This window comes from Brachybacterium horti (assembly GCF_054777615.1).
The window spans coordinates 479,452-495,112 of the sequence record NZ_BAAHAM010000003.1; the positions used below are offsets into that span (position 1 = coordinate 479,452).

General features: G+C 72.8%; 19 protein-coding genes. 13 read left to right on the forward strand and 6 right to left on the reverse strand.

Going from position 1 to position 15,661, the window contains the following annotated elements:
* The first annotated feature begins 8 nt into the window (after nucleotides 1–8).
* The 6 genes from ACYVAP_RS11600 to ACYVAP_RS11625 all read left to right on the forward strand — a co-directional run bounded on the left by ACYVAP_RS11600 (nucleotide 9) and on the right by ACYVAP_RS11625 (nucleotide 4,581).
* Nucleotides 9–1,157, forward strand: coding sequence for a YihY/virulence factor BrkB family protein (locus ACYVAP_RS11600; protein WP_498860745.1), 1,149 nt, complete (start codon nucleotides 9–11; stop codon nucleotides 1,155–1,157).
* Nucleotides 1,154–1,720 carry a peptide deformylase gene (gene def / locus ACYVAP_RS11605; RefSeq protein WP_137771365.1) on the forward strand — a complete coding sequence of 189 codons (567 nt, stop codon included), beginning with the start codon at nucleotides 1,154–1,156 and terminating at the stop codon, nucleotides 1,718–1,720. The genes ACYVAP_RS11600 and def overlap by 4 nt, the downstream gene beginning before the upstream one ends.
* A gap of 38 nt (nucleotides 1,721–1,758) precedes the next feature.
* On the forward strand, nucleotides 1,759–2,190 hold the full coding sequence (locus ACYVAP_RS11610) for a QcrA and Rieske domain-containing protein (protein WP_137771366.1): 432 nt from the start codon (nucleotides 1,759–1,761) through the stop codon (nucleotides 2,188–2,190).
* Between the two features lie 2 nt (nucleotides 2,191–2,192).
* Entirely contained in the window at nucleotides 2,193–3,026 is an 834-nt protein-coding gene (gene trmB, locus ACYVAP_RS11615; protein WP_264450090.1) for a tRNA (guanosine(46)-N7)-methyltransferase TrmB, read from the forward strand.
* 109 nt (nucleotides 3,027–3,135) lie between these two features.
* A complete protein-coding gene (locus ACYVAP_RS11620; protein ID WP_264450051.1) occupies nucleotides 3,136–4,179 on the forward strand; it encodes an LCP family protein in 1,044 nt (347 codons plus the stop codon).
* A gap of 36 nt (nucleotides 4,180–4,215) precedes the next feature.
* Nucleotides 4,216–4,581 carry a DUF4235 domain-containing protein gene (locus tag ACYVAP_RS11625; protein WP_137771368.1) on the forward strand — a complete coding sequence of 122 codons (366 nt, stop codon included), beginning with the start codon at nucleotides 4,216–4,218 and terminating at the stop codon, nucleotides 4,579–4,581.
* Between the two features lie 79 nt (nucleotides 4,582–4,660).
* On the opposite strand, the gene phoU is transcribed toward ACYVAP_RS11625, so the two are convergent.
* Nucleotides 4,661–5,341 (reverse strand): phosphate signaling complex PhoU family protein, encoded by a 681-nt coding sequence (gene phoU / locus ACYVAP_RS11630; protein WP_498860746.1) that lies wholly within the window; start codon nucleotides 5,339–5,341, stop codon nucleotides 4,661–4,663.
* Nucleotides 5,342–5,535: 194 nt separating this feature from the next.
* Between phoU and ACYVAP_RS11635 the strand changes: the two genes are divergently transcribed.
* Together ACYVAP_RS11635 and ACYVAP_RS11640 are read left to right on the forward strand one after the other, a co-directional pair.
* On the forward strand, nucleotides 5,536–6,756 hold the full coding sequence (locus ACYVAP_RS11635) for a sensor histidine kinase (protein WP_137771370.1): 1,221 nt from the start codon (nucleotides 5,536–5,538) through the stop codon (nucleotides 6,754–6,756).
* A 1-nt stretch (nucleotide 6,757) separates the two neighbouring features.
* A complete protein-coding gene (locus ACYVAP_RS11640; protein ID WP_103384793.1) occupies nucleotides 6,758–7,450 on the forward strand; it encodes a response regulator in 693 nt (230 codons plus the stop codon).
* Nucleotides 7,451–7,552: 102 nt separating this feature from the next.
* On the opposite strand, the gene ACYVAP_RS11645 is transcribed toward ACYVAP_RS11640, so the two are convergent.
* Entirely contained in the window at nucleotides 7,553–8,104 is a 552-nt protein-coding gene (locus ACYVAP_RS11645) for a hypothetical protein (RefSeq protein ID WP_264450042.1), read from the reverse strand.
* Nucleotides 8,105–8,338: 234 nt separating this feature from the next.
* On the opposite strand from ACYVAP_RS11645, the gene ACYVAP_RS11650 reads away from it, so the two are divergent.
* Nucleotides 8,339–8,821, forward strand: coding sequence for a CarD family transcriptional regulator (locus ACYVAP_RS11650; RefSeq protein ID WP_137771373.1), 483 nt, complete (start codon nucleotides 8,339–8,341; stop codon nucleotides 8,819–8,821).
* A 28-nt stretch (nucleotides 8,822–8,849) separates the two neighbouring features.
* Nucleotides 8,850–9,581: a 2-C-methyl-D-erythritol 4-phosphate cytidylyltransferase gene (locus ACYVAP_RS11655; protein WP_498860747.1), complete on the forward strand. Its 732-nt coding sequence runs from the start codon at nucleotides 8,850–8,852 to the stop codon at nucleotides 9,579–9,581.
* 34 nt (nucleotides 9,582–9,615) lie between these two features.
* On the opposite strand, the gene ACYVAP_RS11660 is transcribed toward ACYVAP_RS11655, so the two are convergent.
* Both ACYVAP_RS11660 and ACYVAP_RS11665 read right to left on the reverse strand, forming a co-directional pair.
* Entirely contained in the window at nucleotides 9,616–9,927 is a 312-nt protein-coding gene (locus ACYVAP_RS11660; protein ID WP_264450040.1) for a hypothetical protein, read from the reverse strand.
* 10 nt (nucleotides 9,928–9,937) lie between these two features.
* On the reverse strand, nucleotides 9,938–10,690 hold the full coding sequence (locus ACYVAP_RS11665; RefSeq protein WP_259360511.1) for an IspD/TarI family cytidylyltransferase: 753 nt from the start codon (nucleotides 10,688–10,690) through the stop codon (nucleotides 9,938–9,940).
* A gap of 112 nt (nucleotides 10,691–10,802) precedes the next feature.
* On the opposite strand from ACYVAP_RS11665, the gene ACYVAP_RS11670 reads away from it, so the two are divergent.
* Genes ACYVAP_RS11670 through ilvA form a run of 3 tightly spaced genes read left to right on the forward strand, consistent with a single transcriptional unit; the run spans nucleotide 10,803 to nucleotide 13,032 of the window.
* Complete coding sequence (locus ACYVAP_RS11670) at nucleotides 10,803–11,099, forward strand: PTS sugar transporter subunit IIB (protein WP_264450039.1); 297 nt, start codon at nucleotides 10,803–10,805, stop codon at nucleotides 11,097–11,099.
* Nucleotides 11,096–11,710, forward strand: a complete 615-nt coding sequence (gene ispF, locus ACYVAP_RS11675; protein ID WP_498860748.1) for a 2-C-methyl-D-erythritol 2,4-cyclodiphosphate synthase — start codon at nucleotides 11,096–11,098, stop codon at nucleotides 11,708–11,710. The genes ACYVAP_RS11670 and ispF overlap by 4 nt, the downstream gene beginning before the upstream one ends.
* Nucleotides 11,707–13,032 (forward strand): threonine ammonia-lyase IlvA, encoded by a 1,326-nt coding sequence (gene ilvA / locus ACYVAP_RS11680; protein ID WP_498860749.1) that lies wholly within the window; start codon nucleotides 11,707–11,709, stop codon nucleotides 13,030–13,032. Before ispF ends, ilvA begins: the two co-directional genes overlap by 4 nt.
* Before the next feature lie 85 nt (nucleotides 13,033–13,117).
* On the opposite strand, the gene galE is transcribed toward ilvA, so the two are convergent.
* Both galE and ACYVAP_RS11690 read right to left on the reverse strand, forming a co-directional pair.
* Nucleotides 13,118–14,095, reverse strand: a complete 978-nt coding sequence (galE, locus tag ACYVAP_RS11685; RefSeq protein ID WP_264450036.1) for a UDP-glucose 4-epimerase GalE — start codon at nucleotides 14,093–14,095, stop codon at nucleotides 13,118–13,120.
* A 59-nt stretch (nucleotides 14,096–14,154) separates the two neighbouring features.
* Nucleotides 14,155–15,615, reverse strand: coding sequence for a GuaB1 family IMP dehydrogenase-related protein (locus ACYVAP_RS11690; protein ID WP_264450035.1), 1,461 nt, complete (start codon nucleotides 15,613–15,615; stop codon nucleotides 14,155–14,157).
* Nucleotides 15,616–15,661: the final 46 nt, after the last annotated feature.

Sequence of the window (15,661 nt, forward strand, 5' to 3'; positions counted from 1 at the left end):
GGAGGACCATGGCCGCCGAGCAGCGCGAGTACGTGCGACCGCGGCTGACGATCTGGCACGTCCTGAACCGGGTGCGGATGCGGCTGCTCGACATCCAGGTGTGGGACGTCGCGGGGACGATGACCTTCTACACGCTGCTGTCGCTGTTCCCCGGGGCTGTCGCGGCGGTGTCCCTCATGTCGATGCTCGGCATCGAGCAGGAGCCGCTGGACGCCGCGGCGGTCGCGATCCGGGAGATCTTCCCGACCTTCGACCCGGATCCGTTCGTCGACGCGATCATCGCGGTGTCCACGACGAACGGCGGGGTGATCGGGCTCGTCGTCGGCACCGCGGGCTCCCTGGTGAGCGCCTCGAACGGCGTCGCCGCCTTCCACCGGGCGCTGCACCGCGTGTACGACACCCGCGAGGGGCGCCCCTTCCTGTGGTTCCGCACGATCGTGTTCGGGGAGACGGTCGTCATCGTCACCCTCGTGCTGCTGGCCCTCGGCATCCTCGTGATCGGCAACGAGGCGTCGCAGGCACTCGGCGAGATCGTGGGCATCCCCCGCTTCGCCTTCGAGGCGTGGAACCTCGTGAAGTGGCCGATCCTGCTCGTGCTGCTCGTCATCGGGGTGTCGATGGCCTACTACCTGTTCCCGAACGTGCGCCTGCCGCGCTACCGGCTCATGACGCTCGGCTCGACGGTGTCCGTCCTCGTGCTCTTCGGCGCGGCGCTGCTGGCGGGTCGCCTCGCCGCGCTCGTGACGAGCTTCGCGGAGGTCCTCACCGTCCTCAACGGCCTGATCGGCATCCTGCTGCTGCTGTGGGTCGCGAACATCGTCATCGTCGCGGGGGCCGCGCTGGACGCGGAGTTCCTACGGGCGCGCCAGATCGCCGCGGGCCTCGACGCGTGGCACACGATCGTGCTGGACCCCCACGCGACGCACACCCTCGACTTCCTGGCCCAGGACGCGGAGCAGGCGGAGGCGATCGGCCGGGAGGTCGCGATCGCCGCCCGCACCGGCGAGCCGCTGACCCGCGCGAGATCGGCGTGGGTGGCCGAGTCCACCGCGATCACGGCGGTCAACCCGCCCCAGCACCACCGCATCACCAGCACCGACGCCGAGGACCCGCGTGAGGGGATCGGCCAGAGCACACCAGGAGACCCCGCCGCATGAGCGTCCGTCCGATCACGATCATCGGCCACCGCGCCCTCGAGCAGCGCACGAAGAAGGTCCGCGAGGTCACCGAGGACCTCCGCACCCTCGTCGCGGACATGTTCGAGACCAACGACGCCGCGAAGGGCGCGGGACTCGCGGCCACCCAGGTCGGCTCGCGCTGGCGGCTGTTCGTGTACTCCTGCAAGGACGCCTCGGGGGAGCTGCGCCGCGGGGTCGTCATCAACCCGCGGCTCGAGCGGTGGGGACCGCTCGACCTCGACGAGGAGACCCTCGAGGGCTGCCTCTCGGTTCCCGGTGAGGGCTTCGCCACGGCACGTCATCGCGGCGCCCGCGTCACGGGCACGGATCTGGACGGCCAGGAGGTCGTCGTCGAGGACGAGGGCGGGGTGCTCGCGCGCTGCCTGCAGCACGAGGTGGACCACCTCGACGGCTCCCTGTACCTGGACCGCCTCTCCCCCGCCCGGCGCCGCGAGGCGCTCGACGCCGTCACCGCCCGCGCCTGGCGCGCCCGCGGGATCCTCACCTGGGACCCGCGGGAGCGCCTCGCCGAGGAGGTCTGAGCCCCTCCGCGCTCAGGCGGGCGCACTATCCTGCGGGCATGGATCGACCCTGCCTGTCGCGCCGCCGTGCGCTCGCCCTCCCCGCCTCCGTCGCCGGCCTCGGCGCCCTCGCCGCCTGCGCCCCGCAGGACGAGGGCTTCGGCGATGCCGAGCCGATCCGCGCCCAGGAGGACGGCTCGGTCCCGCTGACCGACGTCCCCGAGAACGGCGCGGCGCTCGTGAACTTCGGCGGGGAGCGCCCGTTCGTCCTGCTCGTGCGCGGTGACGGGGAGGACGTCTCCGGGTTCTCCGGGTACTGCACCCACAACGGCTGCGCCCTGGCGCAGAACGACGAGGAGCTCGACTGCCCGTGCCACGGCTCGCGCTTCGACGCCCTCACCGGCGAGGTGCTGCGCGGCCCGGCGACGACGCACCTCCCGGAGGTCGCCGTGAGCGTCGAGGACGGCGCGGTGCGCCGCGTGACCTCGTGACCGTGCCCGACGGCGGCCGCGAGGGATCCACCTCCGCGGACGCTCCTGCGGAGGCCACCGCACCGGCCGGGCGCCCGTCGCGGGACGTCGTCTCCTTCGTGCGCCGCGGGGCGCGGCTCTCGTCGAGCCGCCAGGACGCCTGGGACCGCCTCGCCGGGCGCTACGTGCTGGACCTCCCGCGCGGGGAGCGGGACACGCTCCCGGAGGAGGGCGCCTCGCTCGACCTCGAGGCGACCTTCGGGCGGCGCGCGCCGCTCGTGATCGAGGTGGGCAGCGGGCTCGGCGAGAACATCGCCGCGGCCGCGTCGGCGCAGCCGGAGCGGGACCACCTCGCGGTCGAGGTGTACCTGCCGGGGCTCGCCCAGACCCTCGACCGGATCGAGCGGGCGGGGCTGCCGGACAACGTGCGCCTGCTCCCCCTGGACGCCCAGCGGTCGCTGCCCGCGCTGCTGCCCGCCGGGTCGGTGCAGGAGCTGTGGGTGTTCTTCCCCGATCCGTGGCACAAGTCCCGCCACCACAAGCGACGCCTCGTGAACCCGCCGTTCCTCGACGCGATGATCCCGCTGCTCGCGCCCGGGGCCGTGCTCCGCCTCGCGACGGACTGGGCCCAGTACGCGCACCACATGCGGCAGGTGCTCGACGCGGATCCCCGGCTGCGCAGCCTCCACCCCGACGGGCCGCGCCCCGAGGGGGAGGCCGCCGATCCCGTGCCCGAGGACCTCCCGGTGAAGGGCTGGGCGCCCAGATTCGAGGGTCGTGTGAAGACCAGCTTCGAGAACAAGGGCGCCCGTGCCGGACGCCTAGTATGGGATCTGGCGTACACCCCGGCGCCGTGAGCGCGGATCCCGCGGCCACGACGAGGGAGCGCGCCGACTGCCGTTGCGAGGTCGGACCGACCCGCATCCGATCTTCTCCCCCTTCGGCACCGGACGAGAGCGAGCCCTCATGAACGCCCCCGACGACCTGCAGCTGCCCTCCGACTGGGAGGACGACTCCGAGCCGGATCCCCGCGCCCGTCGCAGCCGCCGCTTCGCGCTCATCGCGCTGGGCCTCGCCGGTGTGCTCGTGCTCGGCGCGGTCATCGCCGTGGGTGCCTACCTCAACTCGCTGCGCTCGGCCTACGAGAAGGTCACCACCGTGTCCATCTCCCGCGGCGCCTCGGACGGCGAGCGCCCCGAGGACGGCCAGGGCCGCAACTTCCTGCTGCTGGGCTCGGACAAGCGCAGCGAGGAGGACGCGAAGGCGGAGAACGTGAGCGGCCAGCGCTCGGACGTGATGATGCTCGTGCACATCTCCGCGGACAACAAGGAGGTCTACGTGACCTCCTTCCCGCGCGACCTGTACGTGGACATCCCGGGCCACGGCAAGGGCCGCATCAACTCCGCGCTCGCCTACGGCGGCGTGAGCCTCGCCGTGACCACGGTCGAGAACTACACGGGCGTGCCGATCGACCACGTGGCGCTCATCGACTTCGAGGGCATCCAGGGCCTCGTCGACACCCTCGACGGGGTGGACGTGACCGTCCCCGAGGACTTCGAGGCCGACGGCCACCAGTACACCAAGGGCACCCAGCACCTCAACGGCGAGGAGGCGCTCGCCTTCGTCCGCGCCCGCAAGCAGTTCTCCGAGGGCGACTTCCAGCGCAACCGCAACCAGCAGGCGGTCCTGCAGGGGATCATCTCGAAGCTCATCAGCGCGGACACCCTCACCGACCCGGCGAAGCTGCGCGACACGATCTCGACGATCGCCCCCTACATGACGACCGACGACGGCCTGGACTCGGGCGCCATGATCGAGCTGGGCCTGTCCCTGCGCTCGATCCGCAGCGGCGACATCCACTACCTCGCCGTGCCGAACTCGGGCCCCTACACCACCAGCGGCGGCGCGAGCGTGGTCGGCACCGACGAGGAGGCGATGGACCTGCTCCGCACCGCTCTGCGCGAGGACACCATGTCCTCGTACTACGCTGACCACGTCAGCAACGGCTGACCCCGCCGACCCCGCCGACCCCGCAGGAGGATCCCCGTGGCCAATCCGCTCGTGAAGATCGTCGTCCCGATCGCCGGCATCCTCGCCGCGCAGGTGGGATCGAGGGCCGCACGCTCCGGGTGGGGCGCGGTCTTCGGTGAGGACGCCCCCACCGTCAAGGCGAACCGCGCCTCGAAGAAGGACACCGCCGCCCGCCGCAAGCAGGCGAAGAAGGACGGCCTGAGCAAGGCGGAGATCGACGAGATCCGCGACCCGATGGACGAGCAGCCCGTCTGGAAGGTCATGCTGTGGACGCTGATCTCCGGCGTCATGCTGCAGGGCTTCAAGCAGCTCGCGCAGCAGTACGCGAAGAAGGGCACCGAGCGGGTCGTCTCCCGCCGCCCCCGCGCGAACCGGGGCTGATACCGGCGACCTCGCCCGCATGCAGGAGCGCCCGTCCCTTCCCGGGGACGGGCGCTCCGTGCATGCGGTGACGGCGCGGTCAGATCTCGGAGACCTCGGTCCCGCCGCCGCTGAGGGTGTCGATCGAGTCGCCGGTGACGAGGAAGCCGATGCGACGCACGAGGGAGACGGCGTGATCGCCGATCCGCTCGTAGAACCGGATGAGCAGCGTCATGTCCGCGATCTGCGCGTTGGTGTAGGCCTCGCCGCCCTTGGCGAGCTCGCGCGCGACCTCCTGGAGGAGCGCGTCGATCTTCTCGTCCTCCTCCTCGACCCGTGCGGCGAGGGCGAGGTCGCGCTCGGCGATCACGGTCGAGGCGTTGGCGAGCGCCTCGCCGGCGAGCCGCGCCATCTCGCGGATCTGGGCGTGGTGCTGCTCGGGGACGGCCGGCTCGGGGTGGGCGCGCCGCGCGGTGAGCGCGATGTGGCCGCAGAGGTCGCCCATGCGCTCGAGCGAGGAGCTCATGCGCAGCGAGGAGACGAGCAGGCGGAGGTCGCCGGCCACGGGGTTCTGGCGCGCGAGCAGCTCGACGATCTTGGTGTCGAGGTCGTACTGGCGCTGATCGATGTGGGGGTCCGCGGCGATGACGCGCTCCGCCAGTCCGAGGTCGCCCTCGAGCAGCGCCGTGGTGGCGTCCTCGAGCGCGGAGCTGACGAGGGACGCCATGTCGAGAAGGTCGTCGACGAGATGACGCAGGTCGCTCTGGTACGCCTCGCGCATGTGTGCACACTCCTGATGCCGATTCCGAGCGGGAAGTAGGGGGTTCCCCGACCGTCGAGTCTGGCAATGGCGGATGAACAGCGATCGCCGTGGGGTGAACTCGAGGCGGAGTCCCGGTGAACTCCTGGTCCCTGCCCCGCTCGAGGTGCGGGGGCAGGAGCGAGTCATCACCCTATCGGCAATAGGCTGTACCGGTGCCGCTCTCCGTCCTCCTCCTGCTCGCCGGTCTCACCGGCCTCGTGATCGGGTGCGCCGCGATGTACGCGATGCACCGCTCCGAGGGCCGCGAGCGCGAGCGCGCCGAGGCCGACTCCCCCGGGACACTCCCCGAGCAGGTCGCCGAGGTCCTCACGATCCTGCGCTCGGCGTACGTCGTGCTCGACGCGAGCGGGGACGTGCTGCGCGCCTCGCCGCTGGCCTACTCGTACGGCATCGTCCGCGCCTCCGGGAACGACTACCCGCGCCTCGCGAGCCCCGAGCTGCTCGAGCTCGCGGCCGACGTCGGCCGCGGGGGCGGCTGGCGCGACGAGCGCCTCTCCCTGCGCCGCTCCGGCCAGGAGGACGACGACGCCGTGATCGACGTGCGCATCGGTGCGCTCGGCGAGACGGGCGTGCTGCTGCTCGCCGACGACCTCACCCGCGCCGTGCGCGTCGAGGAGACCCGCCGCGACTTCGTGGCGAACGTGTCCCACGAGCTGAAGACCCCGGTCGGGGCGATCACCCTGCTCGCCGAGACGATGGAGGACGCCGCGGAGGATCCGGATGCGGTGCGCCGCTTCGCGGAGCGGATGCAGACGGAGTCCCGCCGGCTGGGCCACCTGGTCCAGGAGATCATCGAGCTCTCGCGCGTGCAGGGCACCTCCGCGCTGCCGGACGCCGAGCCCGTCGAGATCGACGACGTCGTCGCCGAGGCGGTCGCGCTGAACCGGAACTTCGCCCTGGGCTCCCGCATCGAGGTGGTCACGGGCGGCACGGGCGGCCTGCGCGTGTTCGGCTCCGCCTCGATGCTCACGACCGCGCTGTCGAACCTCGTCTCCAACGCCATCAGCTACTCCGAGCCGGACACCCGGGTGGGGATCTCCGTGCGGCGCGACCAGGGCATGGTCGAGCTGTCGGTGAAGGACCAGGGCATGGGCATCTCCAAGGAGAACCTGGAGCGCGTCTTCGAGCGCTTCTTCCGCGTGGACCGGGCACGGTCCCGCGCGACGGGCGGCTCCGGGCTGGGCCTGGCCATCGTCAAGCACATCGCGACCGACCACGGCGGGGAGGTGACCGCCTGGTCCATGGCCGGGCAGGGCTCCACCTTCACCCTCCGCCTCCCCGAGATGGGGCGCACCGGCGCCGTCACCGTCAGCGGGGCGACGCCCCCGTCACGGCCCTCGGATCCCCAGCAGAACCCACGGAAGGGACATTGAGATGACGCGCATCCTGATCGTCGAGGACGAGGAGTCGTTCTCCGATCCCCTCTCGTACTCGCTCCGGAAGGAGGGGTACGAGGTCGCCGTGGCGGACAACGGCACGGACGGCCTGAGGATCTTCTCCGCGCACGGCGCGGATCTGGTGCTCCTGGACCTCATGCTCCCGGGCATGAGCGGCACCGAGGTGTGCCGCGAGATCCGCCGCACCTCCTCCGTGCCGGTCATCATGCTCACCGCGAAGGACGACGAGTTCGACAAGGTGCTGGGCCTCGAGCTCGGCGCGGACGACTACGTCACCAAGCCGTACTCCTCGCGCGAGCTGCTCGCCCGGATCAAGGCGGTGCTGCGCCGCGGGAGCGAAGGCACGGAGTCCGAGGAGTCCGCGACGCTCACCGCCGGCCACATCATGATGGACGTGGAGCGGCACGTGGTGCAGGTGCACGGCACGGACGTCGCGCTCCCGCTGAAGGAGTTCGAGCTGCTGGAGATGCTGCTGCGGAACGTCGACCGGGTCCTCACCCGCGGTCAGCTGATCGACCGGGTGTGGGGGGCGAACTACGTGGGCGACACGAAGACCCTCGACGTGCACGTCAAGCGCCTGCGCGCGAAGATCGAGGACGACCCGAAGAACCCCGTGCACCTCGTGACCGTGCGCGGGCTGGGCTACAAGTTCGAGTCCACCGGCGCCTGACCGCGCCGGGACGGCGCACGACTGCCGACCGACGGGGCCGACGACGACGAAGGGCCCCCGGGATCACCCGGGGGCCCTTCGTCATGCCTGGTGCGGGGCTGGTCAGCCCTCGCCGCCGTCGGAGGCGCCGCCGCCGTCCGAGGCCACGCCCTCGCCGTTGGGGTCCGAGCTCGAGTCCTGGTAGTAGGCGAGCGTCGTGTCGGTGACGGGCAGCGAGATCTCGGTGGACTCGCCGTCCAGCGTGACCGTCAGCTGCATGATGTCGCCGGGGGCGACGTCGAGCGCGGTGATGTCCACGGCCTGCTCGCCCTCGCCCGGGCCCAGCTCGACGGAGCCGCCGGCGGGGACGGCGACGGACGCGGTGAAGGCGGAGGCGCCGTCGACGGAGCCCTCGAGGTCGAGGGTGATGTCGTCCTCGAGGTAGTTGACCGCGGAGCCGCGGAGCTCGGCGCTGCCGGAGTCGTCGACGACGACGATCGCGTTGCGCACGCCCGCCGCGAGGGCGCCGGAGTCCTGCTCGAGGTTGGCGTTCGTGCCGTCGGCCGCCTGGTAGAAGTCGTGCGTCTGCACCGGGTTGAAGTAGGAGCAGCCGGAGGCCGCGGCGACGAGGCCGAGGGCGGCGACGGAGAGCACGAGTCGGCGGGGACGACGCACGGGGAACTCCTGTTCGGTGCACTTGCAGGCACGACGGGGAGGGGCAGGGACAGCCCTGCCAGGGTACCGCACTCGGGCACCCCCTCCGGGCACCGGGCCGGCCGGGTCGGGCGCTGGGCCGGGTGCTGGGCCGGGTGGCGAGCAGGGCACGCTCACCTGCTCGCAGGCATGGGCGCGCGAAGAGTAGCACAGGTGGTCGGTGATAGACTGTTCCGCGGAAAGGGGACCAGACACATGAACTTTGTCGTCGGCGAGACCGTCGTCTACCCGCACCACGGTGCAGCCCTCATCGAGGAGGTGAAGACCCGCACCATCAAGGGTGAGGAACGCACCTACCTCAAGCTCAAGGTCGCCCAGGGCGACCTGACCATCGAGGTCCCGGCCGACAACGTCGACATGGTCGGCGTCCGCGACGTGGTCGACAAGAAGGGCCTCGACGAGGTCTTCGAGGTCCTCCGCCTGCCGTACACGGAGGAGCCCACCAACTGGTCCCGCCGCTACAAGGCGAACGTCGAGAAGCTGGCCTCCGGCGATGTGAAGAAGGTCGCCGAGGTCGTGCGCGACCTCTGGCGCCGCGACCAGGACCGCGGTCTCTCCGCCGGGGAGAAGCGCATGCTCGCCAAGGCCCGTCAGATCCTCGTCTCCGAGCTCGCCCTCGCCGAGAAGACCGACGAGTCCAGCGCCGAGTCGATCCTCGACGAGGTCCTCGCCTCCTGAAGGCGCGGCCCTGAACCCGCCTCCCTCCGTGCCCGTCCCCCGCACCGGAGCAGCGGTGCGCCCCGTCGTCCTCGTGGCCCCGTCGGGCCCCGAGGAGCAGGGCGCGACCACTGCCCCCGCCCTGCAGCTCCTGGGCGGCTCCCGGCTCGTGGACCGGCTCCTGGGAACACTCGCCGAGGTGTGCCCGCCGCCCGCCGTGGTGGTGGCACCCTCGGCGATCGCCGTCCGCCTCGAGGGCACGCTCCCGCACGGAGCGGTGCTCGTCCCCCGCGACGGCTCCCGCCGTGATCGGATCCTCGCCGCGCTCGACGCGTGCGACGAGCCGGCGCTGCTCCTGCATGACGCCGAGCGCGCCCTCACCCCCGCCTCCGCGCACCGGGAGGTGATGGCGGCGCTCGTCGACGGCGTGGACGCCGTCGTGCCCACCGTCGCCATGACGGACTCCGTCAAGGAAGCCGGGAGCGCGGGGCTGCGCAACATCGACCGCAGCACCCTCGCCGTCCTCCAGAGCCCCCGGCTGCTGCGCCGCGAGGCGCTCGGCGCGGCGACGGCCCGCATGGCCGGAGCGGCCGGCACCGGTGTCGACGCCCCGGAGGACGAGATCCTTGCCGTGCTCGCCGGCGGCGGGGACGTGCGCACCGTGCACGGCTCGCACGACGGCTTCGCGGTCGTGGACCGTCTGACGCTCTGGCAGGCGCAGATCTCGCTGGGCCTCGCCCGCGACACCACCTCGCGGCAGGGTCTCGCCCGTCGCGCCTGAGCGCGGTGGCACCTGCTGCGGCGCGAGCGCCCCGTCAGCCCCGTCGGCGCGAGCGCCAGACCGTCCGGAACTCCTCCACCATCCGCGCCGGCTTCGAGAGCGTGCGCACGGGCAGGGTGCTCGCGAGCTCACCGGGATCCGCGCGCAGGCGGCGCAGGAGCCGGCCGGGCTTGCTCGAGATCCGCTGGCGGAGGTCCGGCAGGTACTCGTCGCTCACGTCGAGCTTGGTGACCGCTCCGCACCCGGTGCACTGGATCTCGGAGACGAAGCGACCGGCATAGATCACCACGTGCTCCGCCTCCTGGTCGCATGCGGTGCAGCGCAGGAAGCTCTCCTCGACGGCCATCATCCCCTCCTCACACGGATCTCAAACCTAGCGCGGTGACGACGTCCTGGGCCAGGAGCAGATCCTGCGCATAGGTGATCTTGAAGTTGGTCTCCTCGCCGCGCACCCAGGTGACAGGGATGTCCGTGTACTCCTCGGCGCAGGACGCCGTGTCCGTGCCCACGAAGCCGTCCCGGGCCGCCTGCTCGTACGCGTCCAGGATCGTCGCCGCGTCGAAGCCCTGCGGGGTCTGCACGCGCAGCAGGGAGTCCGGGGAGAAGGCGCCCGTCGCGAGGGCGTCCGGGCCGTCCACCGGGGCGATCCCCTCGGCCGGGATGCCCGGCACCGCTCCCCCGGCCTCGCGGGCCGCGTGCAGCACCGCCGCGGCCAGGCCGTGGGAGACGAGCGGTCGCGCCGCGTCGTGGATCAGCACCGTGTCGATGACGCCGTGGTCGATCCGGTCCGCGAGATGGCGCAGGGCCAGCAGCTCGGACTCCTGGCGGGTGTCGCCGCCGGTGATGATCTCGAGGTGGTGCGCGCTCTCCCGCGAGGCGACGAAGCGCGCGTGCTCGAGATCGTCGGGCCGGACCACGAAGACCAGCAGTCCCACCCCGTCGACCGATCCCAGGGTGTTGAGCCCCCAGCTGGCGATGCTGCGTCCCGCGAGCGGCAGGAAGGCCTTGTTGATGCCGGCGCCCACCCGCGTCCCGGATCCCCCGGCGAGCACGATGCCCGCGGCCCGCCCGCGCAGGCGGGAGGGGCGGTGACGGCGGGACTGGCTCACCCCGGCATCGTAGACGGCGAGCGGCGCCGCGTGGACCGACCCCGCCCGGCATGGAAGAATCGAGGATCGTCCCGGGGCACCTCTCGCCCTCCCTCGAGCACCAGGAGCACGCATGCTCACGATCGCCGTCGTCTGCGGGGCGGGGGTCGCCACCTCCGCCCTCATCGCCCAGCAGGTGCGCGACCACCTCGCGCACCGCGCCGGGGACGCGGAGGTGGTCCAGTCCACCGTGATCGACCTGCTCTCCCCCCGGTTCACGGCCGATGTCGTGGTCTCCACCGTGGACCTCCCCTCGACCCTCGGCATCCCCCGCGTCAACGGGATGCCGCTGCTGCTCGGCACGAACCCCGCGCTGACCTTCACCGATCTCGACGCGATCCTCGACCGTCTCGAGAGCACCCCGCGATGACCGCGCTGCCCCGCGTGGGCACCGGCACGGACGTCCACGCCCTCGCACCCGCGGGCTCCGACCGGGAGCTGTGGATCGCCGGGCTGCGGTGGGACGGTGAGCGAGGTCTCGTCGGCCACTCCGACGCGGACGTCGCGTGCCACGCCGCCTGCGACGCGCTGTTCGCCGCCGCCGGCATCGGCGACCTCGGCGCGCACTTCGGCACCGATCGGCCCGAGTGGGCCGGAGCGGCGGGGACGACACTCCTCGCGGAGGCCGCGCGGCTCGTCGCCGCCGCCGGCTTCCGGATCGGCAACGTCTCCGTCCAGGTGATCGGCAACCGTCCCCCGATCTCCCGTCGTCGCGCGGAGGCGGAGGCGGCCATGGGTGCCGCCGCCGGCGCACCGGTCTCCGTCTCGGGCACCACGACCGACGGCCTGGGCCTGACCGGCCGCGGCGAGGGGGTCGCGGCGATCGCGACCGCGCTCGTCGTCCCGGTGTCCACCGGCACCGCCGACGCCCCCGTCGTCCCCGCGTCCACCGCGCACGCCGCGACGGCCGCGGCTGCCGTCCCCGGGGCCGCGGCCCCTCCGACCATGGACCGACCCGACCCCGAGGAGCCCCGCCCGTGACCGTGCCCTCCCCCCGCGAGCAGCAGACCGCGCAGTCCGCCGGCCCCCTCCCGCTCACCGCGGAGGACGTCGAGGCCGCCGCGGCGACCCTCGCCCCCGTGCTGCGCCGCACGCCCCTGCACCGCTCGGAGCGGCTCAGCGAGATCGCCGGGGTCCCCGTGTGGCTCAAGCGCGAGGACCTGCAGTCCGTGCGCTCGTACAAGCTGCGCGGCGCCCACCTCTTCATGGCCGCGCTGGACGAGGAGTCCCGCGCCGCGGGCGTCGTCGCCGCGAGCGCCGGGAACCACGCCCAGGGCGTCGCCCGCTCGTGCCGCGAGCTCGGCATCCGCGGCCGCATCTACGTGCCCGGCACCACGCCCCGCCAGAAGCGGGACCGGATCGTCGCGATCGGCGGCGACCTCGTGGAGCTCGTCCTGACCGGGGACACCTTCGATGACGCCGCCTCCGCCGCGGCGGACGACGCCGAGCGGACGGGCGCCGTGACGGTGCCGCCCTTCGACCACCCGACGATCATGGCCGGCCAGGGCACCGTGGCCCTCGAGGCCGTCGAGCAGCTGCGCCTCGAGCACGGCCGCGAGGCGTCGACCATGGTGCTGCCGGTGGGCGGGGGCGGTCTGCTGGGCGGCTGCGGGGCATGGCTGCGCGAGCGGACGCCGACCATGCGCATCGTCGGCGTCGAGCCCGCCGGGGCCGTGTCCATGGCGGCCGCCGTGCGCGCCGGCCACCCGGTGACCCTGCGCGAGCTCGACCGCTTCGTGGACGGCGCCGCCGTGCGCCGCGTGGGCGCGGGGCCGCTGCGCATGGTCCAGGCGATCGAGCCGGAGCTGCTGAGCGTCGACGAGGGCGCCGTGTGCACCGAGATGCTCTCGCTCTACCAGGTGGACGGGATCATCACCGAGCCGGCCGGGGCCCTCGCCGCCGCAGCCGTCGCGACCGGGGCGGTCCGCGGCCTCACCGCGGACGAGGACGGGGAGGGCGACGTCATCGTCGTCGTCTCCGGCGGCAACAACGACGTCTCGCGGTACACGGAGATCGTCGAGCGCTCCCTCGTCCACGAGGGGCTCAAGCACTACTTCCTCGTGACCTTCCCGCAGGAGCCGGGGGCGCTGCGGCGCTTCCTGGACCGGGTGCTCGGGCCGGACGACGACATCGTCCTGTTCGACTACATCAAGCGCAACAACCGCGAGGAGGGACCGGCCCTGGTGGGCGTCGAGATCGGCTCCCGCGCCGATCTCGAGCCGCTCATGGGGCGGATGGCCGCGTCCCAGATGCAGATCGAGCGGATCGACCCGCACGACCCGATCTACCGCTACCTCACCTGATCACCGCGTCCCGGCCCGCCCGGGACGGACGACGGCGCCGGTCCCCGAGGGGACCGGCGCCGTCGTCGCGCGGCGGGTGCGGGGATCAGGACGGGTCGACGGCCTGGGCGCGGGCCTCGACCGCGGAGCGGACGATGTCCTCGAGCCCGTGCTCGGACTTCCAGCCCAGGTGCTGCGCGATCCGGTCGCCGGAGCAGATCAGGCGGGCGGGGTCACCGGCGCGGCGCGGGCCGATCTCCGGGGTGATGTCGATGCCCTTGACGCGGGCGACCGCGTCGATCACCTCGAGCACGCTCGAGCCCTCGCCGGTCCCGACGTTGAAGACGCGGTGCGGGCGCTCCTCACCGCGCAGGTAGTCCAGCGCCGCGATGTGGGCGTGGGCGAGGTCCAGCACGTGCACGTAGTCGCGGATGCAGGTCCCGTCCGGGGTGTCGTAGTCGTCGCCGAAGACGGTGGGCGTGCGCCCCTTCTCGAGGGCGTTGAGGATGATCGGCACCAGGTTCATGACCTGGGTGTCCGCGAGCTCCGGCCAGCCGGCACCGGCGACGTTGAAGTAGCGCAGAGCGACCGTGCGCATGTCGTGGGCGCGCTCGGCGTCGGCGAGCATCCACTCCCCCACGTACTTGGTCGCGCCGTAGGGGTTGATGGGCTGCGGGGCGAGGTCCTCGGTGACGAGGTCGACGTCGGGCACGCCGTAGACGGCCGCGGAGGAGGAGAAGACCACGTCGCGCACCTCGGCGCTCGCGCAGGCGGCGAGCACATTGGCGAGGCCGCCCACGTTGTCGTGCCAGTACATCTCCGGGTTCGCGACGGACTCGCCGACCTGCTTGTGGGCGGCGAAGTGGATCACGGAGTCGGCGCCCGAGGAGCGCAGGGCGAAGGCGAGCTTCTCGACCGCGTCGGGTAGGGTCACGTCGAGCTCGAGCAGCTCGGCGCCCTCCGTGCGGGAGCGGAAGCCGGTCGAGAGGTCGTCGACCACGATCACCCGCTCCCCCTTGTCGAGGAGGAGCCGCACCACGTGCGACCCGATGTACCCGGCACCACCGATCACGAGAGTCGTCATGGGCGCGAGCCTACCGGGTCACCCGGGGAGCGACCGTCCCGCCGCACCCCCGGCGCGACTCAGGTCCAGGAGCTGGACAGCGGCCGGCCCTCCGCGTAGCCGGCCGCGCCCTGCAGGCCGATCACCGCGCGCTCGCGGAACTCGGGGGTGCTGCGCGCGCCGGCGTAGGTGTAGGAGGAGCGCACGCCGGCGGTGATCTCGTCGATGAGCCCCTCGACGCTGCCGGAGCCCTCCGCGAGGTACATGCGCGAGCTCGAGATGCCCTCCTCGAACAGGCCCTTGCGAGCCCGGGCGAAGGCGTCCTCGTGCGCGGTGCGGTGGGAGACGGCCCGCTTGGAGGCCATGCCGAAGCTCTCCTTGTAGCGGCGGCCGTGCTCGTCGGTGCGCATCTCGCCGGGCGACTCGAAGGTCCCGGCGAACCAGGAGCCGATCATGACGTTCGAGGCGCCCGCGGCGAGCGCGAGGGCCACGTCGCGGGGATGGCGCACGCCGCCGTCCGCCCACACGTGCTTCCCGTGGCGGGCGGCCTCGGCGGCGCACTCGAGCACCGCGGAGAACTGGGGGCGGCCGACGCCCGTCATCATGCGGGTCGTGCACATGGCGCCCGGGCCCACGCCCACCTTGACGATGTCGGCGCCGGCCTCGATGAGCTCGCGCGTCCCCTCGGCGGTGACGATGTTGCCGGCGACGAGCCGGACGGGGGTCCCCTCGGAGGGGCCGAGCACGGCGCGCGCGGTGCGGAGCGCCTCGATCATCTTGTCCTGGTGGCCGTGGGCGGTGTCCAGGACGATCACGTCGGTGCCGGCGGCGACGAGGTCCGTGACGCGGGAGGCGACGTCGGCGTTGATGCCGACGGCGACCGCGACCCGGAGGCGGCCCTCGGCGTCGGTCGCCGGGCGGTAGATCGTGGAGCGGAGCACGCCGGTCGCGGTGAGCACGCCCTGGAGCACGCCCTCCTCGGTGACGACGACGGCGGCGTCGTGGTGGGTCGCGGCGATCCGGGCGTGCAGCGCCGCGGGCTCCGCCTCGAGATCCGCGGGACGGAGCACGAGCACGTCCGCGGCGAGCTGGTCGCCGACGGCTGCGAAGGAGTCCCGGCCGGCGATCTCCTCGGGGCCGACGACGCCGAGCGGGCGGCGCTCGCCGTCCACCACGACGACGAAGCCGTGGGGCCGCTTGGGCAGCAGCGACGCGGCCTGGCCGAGGGTGGCCTCCGCGGTGAGCGTCAGCGGGTGGTCGACGAGCAGGTCACGGGTCTTCAGCGAGCGGACGATCGAGTCGATGCGCTCCGCGGAGAGGTCCTGCGGGAGCACGGCGAGACCGCCGCGACGCGCCATCGTCTCGGCCATCCGGCGGCCGGAGACAGCGGTCATGTTGGCCGCGACCAGGGGGATCGTGGTGCCGGTGCCGTCGTCGCTCGCGAGGTCCACGTCGAACCGCGAGGTGACGTCGGAGCGCGCGGGGAGGAAGAAGCAGTCGTCGTAGGTGAGGTCCGTCGACGGGGTGTGGATGAGGCGCATCTGCCCAGGATAGGGACCCCGGATCCGCGTGACCTCCACGATCCCC